Origin of the sequence: Microbacterium deferens (assembly GCF_045517775.1) — a bacterium.
Taxonomy (GTDB): domain Bacteria; phylum Actinomycetota; class Actinomycetes; order Actinomycetales; family Microbacteriaceae; genus Microbacterium.
On sequence record NZ_JBEUWT010000001.1, the window covers coordinates 1,916,789 to 1,937,197 of the forward strand.

Annotated in this window: 15 protein-coding genes; 7 read left to right on the forward strand and 8 right to left on the reverse strand. The window is 70.2% G+C overall.

Annotation, left to right across the window (positions count from 1 at the left end; genetic code table 11):
* Positions 1-16: 16 nt before the first annotated feature.
* Genes ABTU82_RS09115 through ABTU82_RS09125 form a run of 3 tightly spaced genes read right to left on the reverse strand, consistent with a single transcriptional unit; the run spans position 17 to position 2,534 of the window.
* The gene (locus tag ABTU82_RS09115) at positions 17-985 is read right to left on the reverse strand and encodes an alpha/beta fold hydrolase (protein ID WP_407173020.1); all 969 of its coding nucleotides are present in this window, start codon (positions 983-985) and stop codon (positions 17-19) included.
* A gap of 51 nt (positions 986-1,036) precedes the next feature.
* A complete protein-coding gene (locus ABTU82_RS09120; protein ID WP_407173022.1) occupies positions 1,037-1,681 on the reverse strand; it encodes an NADPH-dependent F420 reductase in 645 nt (214 codons plus the stop codon).
* A gap of 40 nt (positions 1,682-1,721) precedes the next feature.
* Positions 1,722-2,534 carry an inositol monophosphatase family protein gene (locus tag ABTU82_RS09125; protein WP_407173024.1) on the reverse strand — a complete coding sequence of 271 codons (813 nt, stop codon included), beginning with the start codon at positions 2,532-2,534 and terminating at the stop codon, positions 1,722-1,724.
* A gap of 107 nt (positions 2,535-2,641) precedes the next feature.
* Here ABTU82_RS09125 and ABTU82_RS09130 point away from each other — a divergent pair, with 107 nt between their 5' ends.
* From ABTU82_RS09130 to ABTU82_RS09160, 7 genes are all read left to right on the forward strand, one after another.
* Complete coding sequence (locus ABTU82_RS09130) at positions 2,642-3,535, forward strand: LysR family transcriptional regulator (RefSeq protein WP_407173025.1); 894 nt, start codon at positions 2,642-2,644, stop codon at positions 3,533-3,535.
* Positions 3,536-3,593: 58 nt separating this feature from the next.
* Entirely contained in the window at positions 3,594-3,965 is a 372-nt protein-coding gene (locus tag ABTU82_RS09135) for an ArsR/SmtB family transcription factor (protein WP_116647043.1), read from the forward strand.
* 10 nt (positions 3,966-3,975) lie between these two features.
* Positions 3,976-4,956: an SRPBCC family protein gene (locus ABTU82_RS09140; protein WP_407173026.1), complete on the forward strand. Its 981-nt coding sequence runs from the start codon at positions 3,976-3,978 to the stop codon at positions 4,954-4,956.
* 67 nt (positions 4,957-5,023) lie between these two features.
* Positions 5,024-6,253, forward strand: a complete 1,230-nt coding sequence (locus ABTU82_RS09145; RefSeq protein WP_165817939.1) for an ROK family transcriptional regulator — start codon at positions 5,024-5,026, stop codon at positions 6,251-6,253.
* Positions 6,254-6,557: 304 nt separating this feature from the next.
* Complete coding sequence (locus tag ABTU82_RS09150) at positions 6,558-12,719, forward strand: ThuA domain-containing protein (RefSeq protein ID WP_407173027.1); 6,162 nt, start codon at positions 6,558-6,560, stop codon at positions 12,717-12,719.
* 90 nt (positions 12,720-12,809) lie between these two features.
* On the forward strand, positions 12,810-13,358 hold the full coding sequence (locus ABTU82_RS09155) for a hypothetical protein (RefSeq protein WP_407173028.1): 549 nt from the start codon (positions 12,810-12,812) through the stop codon (positions 13,356-13,358).
* A gap of 1 nt (position 13,359) precedes the next feature.
* The gene (locus ABTU82_RS09160; RefSeq protein WP_407173030.1) at positions 13,360-13,830 is read left to right on the forward strand and encodes a TIR domain-containing protein; all 471 of its coding nucleotides are present in this window, start codon (positions 13,360-13,362) and stop codon (positions 13,828-13,830) included.
* Positions 13,831-13,905: 75 nt separating this feature from the next.
* Here the strand turns inward: ABTU82_RS09160 and sufU are convergent, their stop codons facing one another.
* From sufU to ABTU82_RS09185, 5 genes are all read right to left on the reverse strand, one after another.
* Positions 13,906-14,343 (reverse strand): Fe-S cluster assembly sulfur transfer protein SufU, encoded by a 438-nt coding sequence (sufU, locus tag ABTU82_RS09165; protein ID WP_116647048.1) that lies wholly within the window; start codon positions 14,341-14,343, stop codon positions 13,906-13,908.
* Positions 14,340-15,638 (reverse strand): SufS family cysteine desulfurase, encoded by a 1,299-nt coding sequence (locus ABTU82_RS09170; RefSeq protein ID WP_407173032.1) that lies wholly within the window; start codon positions 15,636-15,638, stop codon positions 14,340-14,342. Before ABTU82_RS09170 ends, sufU begins: the two co-directional genes overlap by 4 nt.
* A 140-nt stretch (positions 15,639-15,778) precedes the next feature.
* Positions 15,779-18,148 carry a M1 family aminopeptidase gene (locus ABTU82_RS09175; RefSeq protein WP_407173033.1) on the reverse strand — a complete coding sequence of 790 codons (2,370 nt, stop codon included), beginning with the start codon at positions 18,146-18,148 and terminating at the stop codon, positions 15,779-15,781.
* A gap of 189 nt (positions 18,149-18,337) precedes the next feature.
* Positions 18,338-19,471, reverse strand: a complete 1,134-nt coding sequence (locus ABTU82_RS09180) for an ABC transporter permease (RefSeq protein ID WP_116647050.1) — start codon at positions 19,469-19,471, stop codon at positions 18,338-18,340.
* Positions 19,468-20,400: an ABC transporter ATP-binding protein gene (locus ABTU82_RS09185; RefSeq protein WP_407173035.1), complete on the reverse strand. Its 933-nt coding sequence runs from the start codon at positions 20,398-20,400 to the stop codon at positions 19,468-19,470. Before ABTU82_RS09185 ends, ABTU82_RS09180 begins: the two co-directional genes overlap by 4 nt.
* Positions 20,401-20,409: the final 9 nt, after the last annotated feature.

Consider the following 20,409-nt stretch of genomic DNA (forward strand, 5'->3'; position numbering starts at 1 on the left):
GCCGCCCGGTCGGCTGTCAGCCGCGCGGTGAGTACGCGCGCCAGAGAAGCGCGGCGTGCTCGGACTTCGCCCGGGCGACGCCCCGCTCGTCGCCGCGGAGGGCGCTGATCCACTCCGCGCCGCGGGAGGCGAGCGCCGCGACGAACATGCGGATGTCGGCGTGCCGGGCGGGAGGCACTTCGGCCTCGTCCGACGGCATCTGTCCACGGCGCGGCAGGTCGTCGTCGAGGTGGCGGATCACGAGTTCGGCGACACCGACGGCATGGCCGTTGATGATCGAGTGGGCCGCCCCCTTCATCTCCCAGCGCCAGGCATCGGGGAGGGCGTCGGCGAGTCGGGAATGGAAGCGACGGGGTGACGATCGATCGAACTCGCCGCGGATGAGCAGGGTGCGCGCGTTCACGAGACGCACCCGGTCGGTGATGCGGTAGCGGAGCATGTGCGGCAGCACGGTGAGGAAGTAGACCATGCCGCAGAGGATGTAGGCCGACAGGGCGGTCATCGCGAGGTGGAACGACTCGCGCGCCGCCGACTGCGCGAAGCGCACGCCCTGGAGGAGGGGGGCTGATTCGGCCTCGTTGACGACGGGGCTGACGAGCACGCCGCGGCTGAGGCCCGTGCGCCGCACGAGCACCTCGGTCACGACCTGGGTGCCCATCGAGTGGCCGATCAGCACCGGGTCGCGCAGGTCGAACCGGTCGAGGACGGCCTCGACCTGATCGGCGAAGAACGCGGCGGTGGGGGCCTCGTCGGGGCGGCGCACGCCCGCGAACCCCGGGAGGTCGAGGGCGTAGACCGCACCCGTGCGAGCCAGGAGCGGCGCGAGGAACTCGAAGTAGGTCGCGGCGACCCCGATCCCGGCGACGAGCACGAAGGCGGTGGCGTCGTCGCCGCTGTCGGTCGTCATCCGGGTGACGCGCGTGACCGCGTCGCCGGTGTGCACGTGCTCGACGGAGACGTCGATCGGGGCGTCGTCTTCGCTCATCGGTACAGCCTGCCAGGCCGCGGCGGGCGCAGCATCCGTGCTCTGGTCGGCTCAGCGAGCGACCGCGAGGGCGAAGGGCACGAATCCGAGTGAGCCGAGGAGGCTCGGCACCATGAGCGCCATGGCCTCGGTACCGCGGGCGGTGTTGATGCCTCCGAGGTCGATCACCCAGTCGTCCTGCCAGCCCAGGCTGCCGAGGACGGCGTGGACCGTGCTCTTGGCGGAGGCATCATCACCGGAGAGGTATGCCGTGGGAGGCGTCTGAAGCGCTCCCGGGGCGGTCATGACGGGGAACAGCATCGTGTTCAAGCTCTTCACGACCATCGTGTCGGGCAGCGCCTCCTGCAGGAGCTCGCCGAGGCTCCTATCGGGATAGACGAGTCCGCCGGGCAGGCCGTCGGCGCCTCGGACGGTGGCATTGCTCACGTCGAGCAGCACCTTGCCGGACAGCGGTCCGCGGTGGGCGGTGAGGAGGTGCAGGGTGGTGTCGCCCGGGGTCGCGTTGATGACGAGGTCGCTGGTGGTGATCGCGGTGGCGACGTCGGTGACGGTGATGTCGGATGCGGCCTCTGCGGTGTCGGTGTCGCGCACGCCGAGAGTGACCCGGTGGCCGGCGGCGGTGAGGGCTGCGGCGAGGTTGCCGCCGACGCGGCCTGCACCGAGGACGGCGATGGCGATCGTGCTGGTGGGGGTCATGGTGTCTCCTGACGTGTGCGGATCTCGAGAAAGGGGTGGATCAGCGAAGGACTGCGGCGATATCCGCTGCGAGGCCGGGGGTGGTGGCGATGAAGTCGTCGCTGGTCAGCGTCCACGGTGCGCCCATGGAATCGATGACGGCACCCTGGGCTTCCTGCACGAGCAAGGCGCCGGCGACGAGACCGGAGCGGACCTGGCCGAACTGCCAGAACGCGTCGGTGTGTCCGGCAGCGACCTGGACGAGCTGCAGTGTCGCGGGGACGGTGACGGACACGAGCAGCGCGGCGTCGAGCATGCGGCCGATCGACGCGCTCGTACGCCGCAGGACGTCGCGTTCTTCGCCGGGCTTTGCTTGCCCAGTGCCGACCAGCGCGGCGCGCAGGTCGGATTTCGTCGACACCGACACGCGAGAGCCGTTGAGGAACGCGCCTCGGCCTCGGACGGCGGTGAACGTCTGACCGAGCGCCGGCAGGAATACTGCGGTGACGACGGGGACGTCGTCGCGGACGAGGGTCGCGGTGACGCCCCAGTTCACTCCGCCGTGAATGTGGTTCACGTTGCCCTCGGCGGCGTCTGCAACCCACCACTCACCCGGACCGAGGGCGCCGTGTCCCTCTTCGTCGTCGTCCCACCGCGCTTGCGGACGCAGGCGTTCGAGAGCCGGCCGGAGCACGGCGGCTGACGCGTCGTCGTTGCCGCCGATCGCGGTGAGGAGCGCATCGAGCCCGTCGACGCGGTTCTCCGTGGAGAATCGGTCGAGCAGGACGTTGCCGGCCTCCGTGACGGCTGAGGTCACAGCCTCGAGCAAGGCGAGATCGTCGGTGGTCTGGACCGACGCGGTGGTGTCGTTCATGGGGGTTCTTCTCCTTCGCCGCGGCGGTCATCGTCGCTCTGGCGGCAACGGTACAAGCGCCGGTACATGCGCTCAAATGCAATCCATGCACATATAGATTGCTTCTCATGCACTTGGACCTGAACCTCTTGATCTCCTTGGATGCGCTGCTGGAGGAGGAGAGCGTCACGGGCGCCGCGGACCGTCTGCACCTTTCGGCTCCTGCAATGAGCCGCGCGCTCGGACGGATTCGGCGGGCGACGGGCGACCAGATCCTCGTCCGCGCGGGTCGCGCGATGCAGCCGACTCCGCGGGCGTTGGCGTTTCGGGATGAGGTGCGAGCTCTCGTCCTTCGAAGCGCTGCGGTGCTGGCACCGGAGCAGGAGCTGCACCTCGATACGTTGCAGCGCACGTTCACGCTGCGGGCGCACGATGCGTTGACGACGGCCGTGGCGCCGGTGCTGGCGCAGCAGGTCGCGGCCGTCGCGCCGGGGGTCAGGCTGCGGTTTCTGGCCGAAACGGCTGATGAGACTGCAGACCTTAGCCGCGGGGTCATTGATCTCGAGATCGGGTCCGCAATGCCGACGTCGCCGGCGGTCGATCATGATGCCGTCGGAATGGACGAGTTGGTGGGGATAGCCCGGGCCGGCCACCCGATGCTGGCTACCGCGATCGACCTCGAGGAGTTCGTCGCCGTTCCGCACGTGCTGGTGTCGCGGAGAGGCCGATTGCGGGACCGTGTCGATGACGTCCTCGAAGCCGCCGGCGTTTCTCGCACAGTGGTGGCAGCCGTGGCAGCGACCGGCGCGGCGATCGATATCGTCCGCGCCACCGACGTGGTCGCCGTCGTGCCGAAGTCCGTGGCAGTCCGCCTTGACGCCGGAGTAGCGCGGTTTCGCCTGCCCGTCGATCTGCCACCCGTGCCGATCATCCTCGCCTGGCATCGCCAGTTCACCGATGACATCGGACATCAGTGGTTCCGGACGCTGACCCGCACGCTCCTGCACGGAGGAAGCGCATGATCCGCAGCGCCGAAACGAGTCTTGACGGCGGGGCGGGGCGGAGCTAACGTACAACCAAATGGTTGTAGAAACGGAAACCCAGAACGCGCAGCTCGATCGCATCTTCCGGGCGCTGGCAGACGCGACGCGACGCGACATCGTGCAGCGCACCATCCGCGGTGAGCAGTCGGTGTCGGCGCTCGCCGCCGACTACGACATGAGCTTCGCCGCCGTGCAGAAGCACGTGGCGGTGCTCGAGGCCGCCGAGCTCATCGTCAAGCGCGCCGACGGGCGGGAGCGCCTCGTGCGCGCCAATCCCGCCACGATCGCCCGCGTCCGCGAACTGATGACGCGCTACGAAGCCCTGTGGCGCGCCCGCATCGACAGGCTCGACGCGTTCCTGGCCGAGCCCGAGCGACTGACCGAGAAGCAGCAGGACCCCGAGAACTGAGGAGAACTCCATGCCCGTCACCGCCGTCACCACTGATCCCGAGTCGCTCACGATGACGCTCGTCGCCGAGGTCGAGGCCTCGCCGTCGCGTGTCTGGCGCGCCTTCACCGAGCCCGAGCAGCTCGGGCGCTTCTGGGGCCCTCCCGGCTGGCCCGCGACCTTCGAGACGTTCGACTTCACCGTCGGCGGGCGCGCCGAGTACGCCATGACCAGCCCCCGGGGCGAGAAGTCGCGCGGCGCGTGGGAGTTCCTGCGCATCGATCCGACCAGCGGGTACGAGGTCATCGACTCGTTCGTCGACGAGGACGGGCGCGCCGCAGAGGGACTGCCGTCGATGCGCATGACCTTCGCGTTCGACAGGACCGACACCGGCGCACGCGTCACCACCGTCACGTACTTCCCGTCAGCCGAGGCGCTGGAGCAGCTCACCGCGATGGGCATGGTCGACGGTTCGACGCTCGCGATCGGCCAACTCGACCGGGTCGTCGCCGACCTCCGCGACTACGCGCGGGGAAACGGCACGCAGACCGAGCTGCTCGACGACACCCACGTGCGCATCACCCGAGCGATCGACGGGCCCCGCGACCTGGTGTGGCGGGCGCACCACGACCCCGACCTGATGAAGAAGTGGCTGCTCGGCCCCGACGGCTGGCGTATGACCGTCTGCGAGCCCAGCGCGGAGGCGGGCGGCCGCTACCGCTACGCGTGGGCGCCGGAAGAGGGTACCGAGGGGGAGCCTTTCGGCTTCGACGGCGAGGTGCTCCTGTCGGAGGCCCCCTCGCGATCGGTCACGACCGAGCACATGACCGGCACCGACTACCCGTCGACGACGAACGACATGTCGCTCTACGAGGAGGACGGCGTGACCCTCCTGACGATCCTCATCGAGTACCCGAACAAGCAGACGCGCGACATGGTGCTCGCCACGGGCATGACCGACGGCATGGAGAGCAGCTACGTGCGCCTCGAAGGCGTGCTCGCCGACGCCTGAAGCCGCTCCCCGGGGTTACGCTGATCGGGGGCGGTAAGGGGTAGGGCCGATGGATGCTGCGCGGGCCATGACAGCATTCTTCGACGCGCCCGTGAAGGGCAAGAACCTCGATGATCTCCGCCGCACGAACCTCGCCACGGCCCTCGGTCTGATCCACGCCGCCCGCTCGATATCGCGCGCCGACCTGACGCGCTCGATGGGGCTGAACCGCTCGACCATCGCGACGATCGTGGCCGACCTCGAGGCGCGCGATCTGATCGTCATCGGCGGAGCGCGCGACACCAAGCGCATCGGTCGCCCCAGCCTCGAGATCTCGACGTCGGATCGTCATGTGGTGATCGCGGTCAACCCCGAGCTCGATGCGACGACCCTCGGGATCGTGGCGATGGGCGGGCGTGTGCTCCGCGAGGTGCGCATGGATCACGAGCGCCCTCCGTCGGCCCGCGAGGTCGTCAACTCGGTGCGGGCCCTCGTCGCGGGCATGCAGCCCGAGCTCGGGCAGCGACACGAGGTGCTCGGCGTCGCGCTCGCGGTGCCGGGGCTCGTCTCGGCCGTCGACGGCTCGGTGCGTCTCGCTCCTCACCTCGAGTGGGTGGACGAGCCGATCGCGGCGATGCTCGCCGAGGCACTCGGGGTTCCGGCGTGGGCGGTCAACGACGCGAGCTGCGGGGTCGTGGCCGAGGTGCTGTTCGGGGCGGGGATCGGCAGCGGCAATGTCGTGTACCTGAACGGTGGCGCGAGCGGCGTGGGCGGTGGAGTCGTCGCCGAATCGCGTCTCATCCAGGGCCGCGGGGGTTTTGGTGGGGAGATCGGACATACCCTGGTGCGCTCCGACGGGGCCGCGTGCCGGTGCGGGTCGCGGGGGTGTCTGGAGGCCGAGGTGACCCGCAACGCCTTGCTCGCGGCGGTCTCCCTCGAGCCCGCCCGCGCGCACGAGCTGGAGGCGTTGCTGTCCGAGGCCTATGCGCAGAGCGATGACGTCCGCGCGCTCGTCGACGCGCAGCTCTCGTGCCTCGCGGTGGCGTTGCGGACGACCGTGAACATGCTCAATCCCGAGGTCGTCGTGCTGGGCGGATTCCTTGAGATCCTGGGGCGGATCGGGGGCGAGAGGCTCGAACGGATGCTGCGCGAGGTGGCCCTTCCCGGGCCCGGCCAGCAGGTACGTCTCGAGGGTGCGCGGCTCGGACGCATGAACCTCCTCATCGGGGCGGCGGAGCTCGCGTTCCGCCCGCTGCTGAGCGACCCGGCGGCAGCGCCCGTGGTCGCCGGCCGCGAGTACGTCGGCGGCGCCCTCTAGAAGCGCGGCCGCGCGCGCTCCACCCTCTGCTGCCGCCGATGCGGGCAGCGCGGGCTGCGCGATGTCGTCACCGGCGACCGCTCGACAGGTATGTCTTGACAGACAACAAATGGAACTCATAGGGTTGCCGCAACCACCGGATGCACCGTCGCTCCCTTGGCGCCCCGCCCCACGCGGGTGATCCGACCACACCGACGGTGGCTCGGCTCGAGAGGATGACCCCTTGTACACAGCTGTACGAAACCGCCGATCTCGCGTCATGGCGAGCCTCACCGCTGCCGCCCTCGCGATACCCCTCGCACTGATGAGCGCACCTGCTGCGACGGCCTCGCCGTCGGCACCCGCCGCCGCTCCCGTGCAGGCCGCAGCCGAGGAGGCGGGCGAGTTCCGCGCCCTCGTCTTCTCGAAGACGGCCGGCTTCCGGCACGACTCCATCCCCGCCGGGATCGCGTCGATCGAGAAGCTCGGTGCCGACAACGGCTTCGACGTCGACACGACGGAGGACGCCGCGGCGTTCACCGATGAGAACCTCGCCGCCTACGACGTCGTCATCTGGCTGTCGACGACCGGCGACGTGCTCAACGCCGACCAGCAGGCGGCGTTCGAGCGGTACATCCAGGCCGGCGGCGGCTACGCGGGCGTGCACGCGGCCTCCGACACCGAGTACGAGTGGCCCTGGTACAACGAGCTGGTCGGCGCCTACTTCCAGGGCCACCCCGCACCCCAGAACGCGGAGGTCAAGGTCGAAGACCACGCGCACCCCTCCACCGCGCACCTCCCGGAGGTCTGGCCGCGCTACGACGAGTGGTACGACTTCCGCACGAACCCGCGTGACGACGTGCACGTGCTCATGTCGCTCGACGAGTCGACCTACACCGGCGGCGGCATGGGCGTGGACCACCCGCTGGCCTGGTGCCAGACCTACGACGGCGGCCGCGCCTGGTACACCGGCGGCGGGCACACGAACGAGTCGTTCGAAGACGCCGCGTTCGTCGAGCACCTGCTCGGCGGCATCCGCACCGCGGCGGGCGTCGAAGACGCCGACTGCAACGCGACGCAGAGCGAGAGCTTCGAGCTCGTCGCCCTCGACACGAACACCGGCAACCCGATGGCCCTAGAAGTGGCCGACGACACCACGGTGTTCTACGCCGAGCGCAACGGTCGCGTGCAGCGCATCGACCCCGAGACCCAGCAGACCACCACGGCGCTGAGCCTGCCGGTCACCCTCGGAAACGAAGACGGTCTGCTCGGCCTCGTGCTCGACCCCGACTTCGCCACCAACAACTGGCTCTACGTCTACTGGTCGCCGACGACGGTCACCCCGGAGGACGGCCCCCACAACCGCATCTCGCGCTTCACGTACAACCGGGAGACCCAGACCTTCGACGCGGCGTCCGAGAAGGCGCTGCTGAAGGTGAAGACCCAGCGCAACACCTGCTGCCACGCGGGCGGCGACATGGTCTTCGACCTCGACGGCAACCTCATCCTCGCCACCGGCGACAACACCAACCCGTTCGAGTCCGACGGCTACACGCCGATCGACGAGCGCTCCGGTCGCAGCGACTACGACGCGCAGGGCAGCGCGGGCAACACGAACGACCTCCGCGGCAAGATCATCCGCATCACGCCGCAGGACGACGGCACCTACACCGTCCCCGAGGGCAACCTCTTCGCCGAGGGCACCGCCCAGACGCGCGCCGAGGTCTACGCCATGGGCTTCCGCAACCCGTTCCGGATCGGTCTCGACCCGTACACCGGCAACGTGCTCGTGGGCGACTACGGCCCCGACGCGGGCGCGGCGAACCCGTCGCGCGGCCCGGCCGCGACGACCGAATGGAACATCGTCGACGAGCCCGGCAACTACGGCTGGCCGTACTGCGCCGGTGTCACCTGCTACAACGACTACAACTTCGGCACCCGCGTCTCGGGCGCGGTGTTCGACCCGCAGAACCTCGTCAACAACAGCCCGAACAACACCGGGCTGACGAACCTGCCGCCCGTCATCCAGCCCGAGTACTGGGGCTCCAGCGGCGCCGACAACCCCTTCAAGGAGATCGGCAACGGCTCGGGCTACAGCGGCGCCCCGATGGGCGGACCCGTCTACCAGTTCGACCCCGAGCTCGACTCCGACGTGAAGTGGCCCGCCTACTGGGACAACAAGGCCATCTTCGGAGACTGGAACGCCGGTCAGGTCTTCAGCATGCAGCTGAACACCGACACGACGGATGCGGCGCGCAACACCGAGATCGTCGACGTGAACCGTGTTCTCCCCGGCATCCTCGACCCGGCTCAGGGCTTCTACCGGGCCATGGACATGACGTGGGGTCCGGAAGGCGCCCTCTACGTCATCGACTGGGGCCAGGGCTTCGGCGGCGACAACGCCAGCTCGGGCATCTACCGGATCGACTACGTGCAGGCGAACCCCTCGCCACTGGCCCGAGCGAGCTCCGACGTCACCAACGGCGCGGGCGACACCCTCGCGGTGAACTTCTCCTCCGAGGGCACACGCCACCCGGCGGGCAAGTCGTTCACCCTCGAGTGGGACTTCGGTGACGGATCGCCGACGTCGAGCGAGGCCGACCCCGCGCACACCTATGAGGGAGTCGGCCAGTACACGGCCACCCTCACGGTGACCGACGAGGACGGACGCACCTCGATCGCCACCATCAACCTGGTCGTCGGCAACGCCGAGCCGAAGGTGGAGATCGTCTTCCCGCAGTCGGGCGGATTCTTCAACTGGGGTGACGAGGTCGCGTACGAGGTCGTCATCACCGACCCGGATGCGTCGGAGCCGATCGACTGCGCCAAGGTGCAGGTGCTCCCGGCCCTCGGCCACGACTCGCACCAGCACCCCTGGGGTGAGCTGAGCGGCTGCTCGGGCAGCATCCCCACCGGCCGCGACGGCGGGCACGGCATCACCTCGAACATCTTCTGGGTGGTCGACGTGCGCTACACCGACGACGGCGGAGCCGCGGGCGTGCCCCTCACCGGGTACGGCACGAACATCCTGAACCCGAAGCACTTCGAGGCCGAGTTCTTCGCCGCCACCGGCAACGTCGACGGACCCGGTGGTGTGCAGACCGAGACCACGGGCGACGAGGGCGGCGGACTGAACCTGTCGTACGTCGAGCCGGGCGACTGGTGGTCGTACGAGCCGATCAACTTCACCGGGATCGACGGGCTGCGCGCCCGCCTCGCCTCGCCGGACGCGGGCGGCTCGATCTCGATGCGGTGGAATTCGCCGACCGGGCCGGAGATCGGCACGATCGACTTCACCGCGACCGGAGCCTGGCAGACCTACCAGTACTTCGACGCCGAGCTCGGCGATCTCCCCCAGGAGACCGGCACGCTGTACTTCGTCCTCAACTCGGGCGGCGTCAACGTGAACTACTTCGACTGGGTCGGCGACGGGGTGGAGAGCAACGGACTCCCGGTCGTCACGCTGAACGTCGACGCGCGATCGGGCGCAGCGCCGCTCGTCGTGAACGCGACGGCAGCGGCGACCGACCCCGAGGGAGGCCCGGTGACCCTGCAGTGGGACCAGGGCACGGGTGACGGTTTCGTGGCGGGCGAGGGTGAGAAGCAGTTCATCTACGAGACGCCGGGCACCTACCTGCTGACGGTGCGCGCCACCGACGAGCAGGGCGCCTACCGCGACGAGGTCGTGCAGATCACCGTGTCGACGCCGGGCGGCGAGACCTGCCTGTCGGGTCGCTCCGACGGGTTCGACGGCGACGCGCTCGACACCGACCGCTGGAACCGCAACGTGCGGGTCAACCAGGACCTCCGTGTCGAGAACGGCAGCCTCGTGATCCCCGCGAGCAAGACCGACATCTACGGTGCCGGTGGTGACACGCCGAACATCGTGCTGCAGGACCTCCCGGAGGGGGCCTGGCAGGCCACCGCCAAGGTGACGCTGCCGGCGCGGGCGACCTACCAGCAGGCCGGTCTGCTCGTCTACGGCGATGACGACAACTACGCCAAGATGGTGCTCCAGGCGCGTGACGCCAGCGCCGCCGGACGCGTGTTCCAGTTCATCCGCGAGGAGAACGGAACCCCGAACGAGGTCGCGGCCTCGAACACGTCGCCCCTGGGCGAGGCGTTCCCCGACACCTACTTCGTGCGGTTCACGAGCGACGGAAGCAACCTGCAGGCGTCGTACTCCGCCGACGGTTCGACCTTCACGTCGATGACCGAGACGAAGCAGCTCGCCGGCATCACGAACCCGCGCATCGGCCTCGCGGCCTTCGCGAACAGCGGGTCGGCGCCCAGCGTGATCAACGCCCAGTTCGACTGGTTCCACATCACGCCGGACGACACGGCCTCGGCCGCCACGCCCGACGACGAGTTCGACGGCACGTCACTCGACGCCTGCCGCTGGACCGTCGAGAACCCGCAGCCCGAGGGCTACCGGGTCGCCGGGGGCGAGCTGCAGATCGACACCACGCCGAACGACATCTACGGTGCCGACACCGGTGTGCCGAACTTCGTGACGCAGGCGCAGCCCGACGGTGACTGGGTCGTCGAGACGAAGGTCGACGCCTCGCGCCTGGACCGGGCCTACCAGCAGGGTGGCCTGATCCTTCGCGCCGACGACGACAACTACGTGAAGATCGACATCCTGGCGACCGGTTCGGGGGGTGACAACCCGCCGCGCAACCTCGAGTTCCGCAGCGAGGTCGGTGGCGTAGTCCAGAACCCGCAGCCGAACGCGGCGGCGCCGTCGAACGGCATCGTCTGGCTGCGACTGGCTAAGACCGGCACGACCATCTCCGGGTCGTACAGCGCCGACGGCACCACGTGGAGCGCCTTCGCCGAGACGTTCGAGAACCAGCCGGCGGCAGCCGGTCGGGTCGGCCTCTACGCACTGGGCAACTCCGCGCAGGGCCAGGTCTCGAAGACCGCGCACTTCGACTACTTCCGGGTGATCGACACCGCCGCCGAGCCGATCTCGGTGAGCGCTGCGCTCGACCCGGCGGAGCCGACGGGCGAGAACGGGTGGTACACGGATGGCGTAGACGTCACGGTCACCACGACCGGTGGCGGCGAGAGCACGGTTTACCGTGAGATCAACGTCGACGGGGCCGGCTGGGTCGAGTACACCTCGGCCGTGCGGGTGACCGGAGACGGTGAGCACACGGTGCAGTTCCGAGCGTCGGCCCCGAACCAGGAGCCGATCACCGACGAGGTGTCGTTCAAGATCGATGCGCTCGCACCGGTGAGCACGGCGGTCGTCGACGTCGTCGCCAGCCCGCGGACGCTGACCCTCGCGGCGACGGACGCCACGAGCGGTGTGGAGTCGATCGAGTACCGCATCGGCGAGGGGGAGTGGACCGCGTACGAGTCGGTCGTGTCCCTGACCGACGAGGCTCAGACGGTCTGGCACCGCGCCACCGACGAGGCCGGCAACACGTCGGAGGCCGTCAGCGTCGAGGTGCCGGCAGTCTCGGAGGAGACTCCGGTGATCAGCCTCGAGGTCGGGCTCGACCCGTCGCTGCCGAACGGCGAGAACGGGTGGTACGTCGACGAGGTCGAGGTCAGCGCAACGGCCACGACCACGGGTGAGGAGCCGGTCTCGGTGGAGTACTCCACCGATGGCGAGACGTTCGTCGCCCTGGGCGAGTCGCTCGTGATCGACGACGAGGGCACGACCACCCTGTGGATTCGTGCCACCGACGGCGAGAACGTGTCGGTGACCGAGCAGCGGATCATCCGCCTCGACACGGTCGTCCCGACCGCGTCGGCCGAGGTCGCGACGCGCACCGTCACCCTCGCGGCGACGGACGCGACGAGCGGCATCGACCGGATCGAGTATCGCCTGAGCGCCGACGGCGCGTGGGTCTCGTACGCCGAGCCGATCGTCGTCCCCGGTGCCGCTGCCGCCACGGTCGCGTTCCGCGCGGTCGACGTGGCGGGCAACGTCGGTGCCGACCAGGCCGCCGAGGTCGCCGAGGTGATCGTCGATCCCGAGCCGCAGCCCGACCCGTCGGTCGTGGTGAACCCCACCGGGGTCGCCGTGGGCGGACAGGTCTCGGTCACCGGTGCGCATCTGCCGGCCGACACCGCGGTGGAGATCTGGATCCTCTCCGAGCCGCTGCGGTTGGCGACCGTGCAGACGAACGCCAGCGGCACGTTCTCGGTGAATGTCACCATCCCGGCAGGCGTCGACCCCGGCGTGCACCACATCGCCCTCCGTATCGACGGCGCCGAGGTGGCCCGCAGCGGTGAGCTGACGGTCACGGCGGCACCCGGTGGCGGCGGCACCGACCCCGGTACCGGCCCGGGCACCGGACCGGGCACCGGCACCGGCGCAGGTTCGGGCAGCGGTGGCGGCACGGGTGGCGGAAGTCTCCCGGCGACCGGTTCGGACGCCTGGCAGCTGCAGCTCCCCTTCGGAGCGGGCCTGCTGCTCCTGGGAGCCCTGGTCTACCTGGTCACGCGCCGTCGCCGCGGAGCACAGGACTGACCCCCCCCACCGAGGGAAGCCCCGGGCGCGATGCGTCCGGGGCTTCCCTCGGGTCTCGGCTTCCCCTCGATCACGAGAGAAGATGACACCATGACGAAGACTGTCCTTCGCCCATTCGGTGCGGCCCTCGCCTTCCTGCTGGCCGCCGCTTTCGTCCTCTTGGCACCCGGCGCCGCACGCGCGCACGGCGGGCCGATCCAGCTGACCATCGGTCCGGACGGCATCGGAGGCGTGTCGCTTTATGCCCAGTACGCGCGGGACGGGCACATGGTCGACGAGATCATCGATCCGCTCGTGACGGCGAAGTCCGACGACGGGCGCACCGCCGGGCCCATCTCGCTCGTCTCGTCGTCGGAAGGACAGGGGCGCTGGGTGAGTGAGCAGCCCTTCCTCGGCGAGGGCCGGTGGACGGTCACGGTCCGCACGACCACTCCCGACGTCGCGGAGACGACCGCGGTCTTCACCGTGGCCGAGCTGGACGAGCCGATCAGCGCTCAGACCACATCCGCGGTGGCAGACGACGACGCATCTTCCGCCCTCGGAGTCGGAATCATCGGACTCGGCGCGGGGGTGCTCCTCGTCGGAGGCGTGGTGGGGGCGATCGTGCTCCGCCGCCGCACGAAAGACCGAACGGTCTGAGATGAGCGCGACGAGCATCGAGTCCCCCGTCCGGTCGGCCGCGCGTCGGAGTGCCGGAGCCGTAGCCGTCGAGTCGAAGGTGATCTTCGTGTCGTTCGCCGTCGAGGACGAGCATCGCGAAGCATCCTTCCGCGCGCAGACCTTCCGCACCCGCGACCCCTTCGTCTTCGTCGACCTGGCGGTCAAGCGACCCGATGACCGCACCTGGGTGCGTCGCGCGCGTCACCGCATCGAAGGGTGCGACGCGGTGATCGCGCTGGTGAGCCGGCACACCCCGTCGTCCGAGGGGCAGACGTGGGAATTGCATCGTGCGCGCGAGGCGGGAAAGCCGATTCTCTGCGTGTGGGCAGACCCCGAAGACCAGTCGCCCTTCGCCGGCCTGGCGATGGCCGAGTGGGGTTCGCCCGAGATCGCTGCGTTCATCGACGCGATCGAGTGCTGCAAGCCCGCGTGGGGCGCACGGCTGCCGTGATCCCCCGGCACACGGGCGACGGGTAGCGGGGACCGCGCTCCGCCGCTGGCGGACGATGCGGCGAGGCGGTCCCGCTCAGGAGCGTCGCAGGGCGTCTTCGAACGCGACCCACGAGAGCATCGCGCACTTGACCCGGGCGGTGTACTTCGACACCCCCGACAGGGCGGTGGCGTCGCCGAACTCTTCCTCGTCGAGCTCGAGGGTGCCCTTCGAGCGCATCGCCTCGCGGAAGCCCTCGATCAAGCGTTCGGCTCCCGTGCGATCGAGGCCTTCGGCTGCGAGCTCGGCGAGCATCGAGGCCGACGCCTGCGAGATCGAGCAACCCGCGCCCTCCCACGTGAGAGAGGCGACGCGATCGCCCTCCATGCGCACGCGCACGGTGATCTCGTCTCCGCAGATCGGATTGCGCTGGTGGCTCGTCGCATCCGCGTCGGACCCGGCCAGACCGAAGCCGCGCCGGTTCTTGGCGTGGTCGAGGATGAGCTCCTGGTAGAGCGACTCGAGCCCGCTCATCGGTCGGCTCCGAAGAACGGGCGTACGCCCGAGAGCGCATCGAGGAACACGTCGATCTCGTCCTCCGTGTTGTAGAGAGCGGCGCTCGCGCGCACCGATGCGGTGATCCCGAATCGGCGGTGCAGTGGCTGCGCGCAGTGGTGGCCGACGCGCACGGCCACCCCGCGTGCGTCGAGGAACTGGCCGACGTCGTGCGCGTGCACGCCGGCGACGTCGAACGCCCACAGCGCGACGCGGTCGACCCCGTCGGCATCGCCGAGCAGACGGATGCCGGGAATCTCGCGGAGTCCGCGCAGCATCCGCTTCTCCAGCGCCGTCTCGTGCGCATGGACGGCGGCCATGTCGAGACCGCCGAGGTAGCGCACGGCAGCGGCGAGGGCGACGGCTTGCGACACGGGCTGCGTGCCGGCCTCGAACCGCTGCGGCGGCGGCAGGTACTCGGCGCGGTCGAGCGTCACGGTCGTGATCATCGACCCTCCGGTGAGGAACGGCGGCAGGGCCTCGAGCACGTCGGTGCGTCCGTAGAGCGCGCCGATGCCGTAGGGGCCGAGCATCTTGTGGCCCGAGAACACGGCGAGGTCGACCCCGAGCGTCGGCAGGTCGAGTTGCAGATGCGGTGCTGACTGGCACGCATCGAGTACGGTCAGCGCCCCCGCCGCGCGGGCGAGGCCCACCAGTTCGGCGACGGGGTTCACGATGCCGAGCACGTTGGAGACGTGCGGGAAGGCGACGACGCGGGTGCGCTCGCCGATGACCGATGCGGCGACCTCGAGGTCGAGCCGGCCGTCGTCGAGAACGGGGACGTGGCGCAGGATCGCACCGGTGCGGGCGGCGAGCTCCTGCCAGGGGATGAGGTTCGCGTGGTGCTCCGACTCGGTGACGACGATCTCGTCGCCGGGGACGAGGGCGAATCTCCGGCCCTCGGGCCCGCCGCGTCCGATCGAGGCGTTTCCGATCGCGTAGGCGACGAGGTTGATGCCCGCCGTGGCCCCGCTCGTCCAGACGAGCTGCTCGGGACGCGCGCCCACGAAGGCCGCGACCGTCTCGCGGGCGTCTTCGAAAAGCTCGGTGGCTTCGGCGGCGAGGGTGTGCGCGCCGCGGTGCACGGCCGCGTTCGCGCCGGTGAGGAAGGCGGCCTCCGCGTCGATGACCGCGCGGGGCTTCTGGCTCGTCGCGGCCGAGTCGAGATACGCCAGGGGCGCGCCGTCGATGTCGCGCGAGAGGATCGGGAAGTCGCCGCGGACGGCGACCGGGTCGAAACCGGCGGCCAGGATCGCACCGTCAGGAGAGCTCATCGCTCCAGGCTATGCCGAAGCATCCATCCCCGGGTCGTGGGGCCCGCCCCGTTGACCGCGAGACCGCTCCCGGCCGACGAAACCCGGGCTCTATGTCGGGGCCTCGCCGGCGGGAAGCGGTCTCGCGTCGGGGGTCGTGCTCAGACGCGCTCGGCCCGCCGGCGGCGCAGCACCACGGTCGCGGCGCCCGCCGCGACGAGCAGCGCGGCCGCGAAGGCCGCGACACCGAGCGGGGCGACATCGCCCCCCGTCGCGGCGAGGCCCGCTGAGACCGGGGCTGTCGACGGGGTCGCCGTGGGCAGCGGCACCGTCGGGGCGGTGACGAACGCGGTCGGCGCGCTGAGGGAGGAGACGGGATCGAAGCCCTCGAGCGTGCCGGTGACGACCACGAGAAACGCGTAGCCTGCGTCGCCGGGCTGAAGGGTGTAGGTCGCACCGGTGGCCCCCGCGACGGGCTGGCCGACGAATCCGGGGTCGACCGGCTGGCCCGTCATCTCTTCGTACTCGCGAGCGTCGTCAGCCGTGAAGCGGAGCCACTCGTACGTCAGCGAGGTGCCCTCGGCCCAGACGCCGGGGTCGGCGGTGAGGGTCTGACCGACGATCGCGGTTCCCGAGATCGTCGGCATGCCGAACGGGTCGACGGCCACCGAGACGCCGACGCTGGACTCGCAGAGCAGGCAGTCGGCGCCGAAGTCGACGGCTGTGACCGAGACATTCAGCTGCCCCGTCGTGGCGTCGTCGTCGACGGTCGCCGAGAAGGTGACGGATGCTGTCGGCGTGCCCTGTTCGACGGAGGGCACGGCCCAGGTGAGAGTGTCGTCGCTCCGGGTGAGGCCCGCCGCGAGCGACTCGGACACGGTCGCCGAGCCGACGAGGCCGGTGAGGTCGATCTCAACCGTGCCGCCCTCCAGGTCGGTGGCACCGACGTTGCCCACCTCGACGGTGTATTCGACCTTGTCGCCGCGCTCGAGCTGCTCCCCGGAGAGCGTGCTCGACGAGATCTCGAGCGTGCGGGTGAGCGGCCAGGCCGGCTTGTCCAGGTCGAAGAGCCAGTCCCGGAAGAACGCCTCGAGGTCGAGGCCGGAGATCTCCTCCGACAGGGCGATGAAATCGGCCGTCGATCCGTCTGCGCCGTTCAGGCGCAGGTACCACTGCGCGAAGATCTCGTCGAACTGGTCGTCGCCGATCGTGAGGCGTAGGGCCTCGAGCGCCATCGCGGAGCGCGAGTACGCCTGGAAGCCGAAGAGCTCGGCGGGGTTGTCGAAGCCGGCGACAGGGGTCGTCCATGCCGCGTCGTCGGCGGCCGTGTCATTCCAGGCCGAGTACCAGACCGGCTCGGTCGCGTCGCTGCCGTAGAGAGCGGCCTCGACCTGCGAGCCGATGTGCTCGGCCGGTCCCTCGTTCAACCAGATGTCGCTCCAGTCGGAGAGCGTCACGGCGTCGCCGAACCACTGGTGCACGAGCTCGTGGATGAGCGTGCCGCGGCTCGCGGAGCGGTCGAAGAAGGAGCGGTCCTGGGTCTCGAGCGCGTAACCGACCCCCACGTTGTCCACGACGATGCCGGTGCTGTTGCCGGGGTAGGGGCCGTAGGCGGTCTCAAGCCACCCGAGCACCGCTCCGATCTCGGCCCGTGACGCGAGCGACGTCGTCTTGCGTGCGTCGGAGAGGTCGGAGTCGATGAAGCTCCACTCGGGGATCGTCCGACCGCTCGGCAGCGTGATCGTCGACTCGTGCACGTCGTACTTGCCGATCGATGCGAGGGAGAGGTACGTCGTCATCTGTTCGTGCTGCTGCCAGACCCACGTCGTCGTGTCGTCCCCGTTGGCCGTGCGCGAGACCAGCTCGCCGTTGCTCACGGCGGCCGCCGGGCCCGTGCCGGTCGACGTCGTGATGGTGGTGGGGATCGTGAAGGAGAAGTCGAACGTCGCTTTGTCGAGCGGGGTGTTGTTGCTCGGGAACCAGGTCATGGCGCCCACCGGCTCGCTCACCGCGGTGGCGCCGTCGGCTGTCGCGACCCAACCCTCGTAGCTTCCGTCGGGGTCGGTGTGACGGGTCGGCACGCCGGAGTACTCCACGACGGTGGTGAACGTGCCCGTCACCGGCGTCGCCGGGGTGACGATCAGCTTGTGGGTGGTGGACGGCAGGTCGGCGATGCGGCTGAAGGTTGCCGCGACGCCCTCGACGGTCACGGATGCGACGGTGAGCCCCTCGAGGTCGAGGCTGAACGACGACAGCTCGACGCTCGCCGTTGCTGTGATCTCGGTCGTCGCAGCGATCGCCTTCGTCGCGTGGTCGTACGCGAGATCGATGTCGTAGTGCTGCACGTCGTAGCCCGTGTTTCCGACGTTCGGGAAGAGCGAGTCGGCCGTGCCCTGCCCGCCGGCCTCGGCGGCCTGGGCGGGCGCGGTGGCCAGCACGCCGGCTCCGACGAGGCTGAGGGCGACGGCGCCGGCGGCGATGCGGGCGGCGCGGTGGCGGGTGGGATGAGCGGCGGTGCTGATCGGCGACATGGCGCCCCTTCGTGCGACGGTGAGAAGGATGCTGACCGCACGGCGATGCGCGCGATCGTGACGACTGTAGGAGACGCGGGTTTCCGCGACGTTTCCCCCGTCGTCTCCGCGCGTCACGCCCGCGGGCACCGCGCAGCATCCGCCCCGGTCGCGTGCGGAGGGGCGGTCAACGGATGCGGCGCGACGGGGTCACGCGATGCGGGTTCCCGGGGGCATGCGCTTCGCGGGGGTGCGGGTGCGCACTGCGGCGCGCCACAGCAGCAGCGCGGCGAGGGCGATCTGCACCGCGAGTCCGACGAACCAGCTCGGCGTGGTGCCCTCGATGCGGTCCTCGGACGTGATGACGCCGTCGCTGGAGTTCTGCACCGCGCATCCGTCGTACTCCGACCTCACCTCGGGCGACAGCTGGGCCGAGCGGATGAAGACCTTGATCGATCCGAAGAGATCGCGGGGGTAGCCGTCGACGAACTGCGACGGCGTGGCATCGGCCAGCACGATGAACGGGTTCGCCGCCAGCAGCCACCACACGTGGTCGCTGCGCGTGGTGCGGTACTCACTCGTCGTCCACTCGCCGCACACGTACTGCGGCTCGATGAATCCCGAGCCGCCGGTGCACTGGGGCAGCGGTTCGGTCTGCCCGGGGGCGGCCGTCATGCACTCCGGCGCGACCGTCGGCACGTCCGTCGGGTAGACGGGCTCGAGGTTTCGCGATCGCGACTCGACGGTGGTGTGGCTGGCGGCGGTGGCGAGCCCGAAGGCGATCGGCGTGCCCAGCACGAGGGCGGCGACCGTCAGGTAGGTCACGGCCACCGAGAACAGGGGGCGGGCGAGGATGCCGCTCAGCCCGACGCCGATCGCGGCGACGACGCCGACCTCGACGACGAGCACCAGGAGGGAGACGAGCAGCACGGCGATCGACACCCCGCCCGAGACGGTGGCGAGCACGAGGAACGGAACCGCGACCGCGAGGAACGCCAGACCCGTCACCCAGGCCGCGAGCAGCTTGCCGACGAGGATGTCGCCCGTGGTGGCGAGGGTGACCTGCACGGGGGCGAGGGTCGCCGCATCCCGGTCGCCGTTGATCGCGTTGCCGCTGAGCGTCGGCGAGACCAGCACGACCAGCAGCAGCACGAAGTACACGACGATCGAGAACACGGTCGCGCCGGCTGTGTCGTCGGGCGCCATCCCCGTCGCGCTGAACGACAGGGCCGTGACCGCGACGAGGAGCACGGCGAAGACGCCGAGCAGCACGTACCAGGCGACGCTGCGCACGCGCTGCGTCAGTTCGAGTCGGGCGATGACCCCGATGCGGGCGGCGTTCACGTCGGGCTCCCGTCGCGGAGGTCGAGCAGGGTGTGTTCGAGGGTGCCGGTCGCCGGCGCGAACTCCACGACGGGAAGACCCGCTTCGACGAGCGCGCGCAGCGCCGCCGCTGCGTCGTCGTCGGATCCGACCGGCACCATCACGCCGAGACGCTCAGCCGTGAGGGTCCACGCCTCCAGGCGCAGGGCCGAGGCGATGGGCTCGATGGATGCGGCGGCCGCCGTGTTCGCGAGACGCACGCGCCACGCACGACGGCGGTGGGTGGCGGCGGCGACGCGGTCGGGGGCGACCGTCGCGCCGTCGACGAGGAAGACCGCGTCGTCGACGACCTCTTCGAGCTCGGAGAGCACGTGGCTGGAGACGAGGACAGCGCGCCCCTCATCGGCGAACCGGCGCAGCAGCACGCGCAGCGCGACCCGGGCCTCGGGGTCGAGTCCGGAGGCGGGCTCGTCGAGGAGAAGAGCCTGCGGGTCGTGCACCAGGGCGCGGGCGAGCCCGAGGCGTTGCTTCTGTCCGCGGGAGAGCACTCTCGCGGGCGACTCGGCGAGGGAGGCGAGGTCGACGAGCTGCAGCAGTTGCTCTGCCCGCTCGTGCGCGGCCTCGCGCGTGGCATCGTAGAGACGGCCCGTCACGACGAGCGTCTCGCGGGCGGAGAGCGAGCCCCACGCGCCGAGCGCGTCGGGCATCCAGCCGAGCAGCCGCCGCACCTCGTGGGGTTCGGTGACCGGGTCGAATCCGCCGATGCTGATCTCTCCCGCATCCGGCGCCAGCAGTGACGAGAGCATCAGCATGAGCGTCGTCTTGCCCGACCCGTTGGGGCCGACGAGGCCGGTGACCCGCCCCGCCTCGGCCCGCAGGCTGACGTCCCGCACGGCGGGCACGTCGCCGAACGAGCGACGGACTCCGGTCGCGACGATGGTGGCGCTCATCGTTTCACC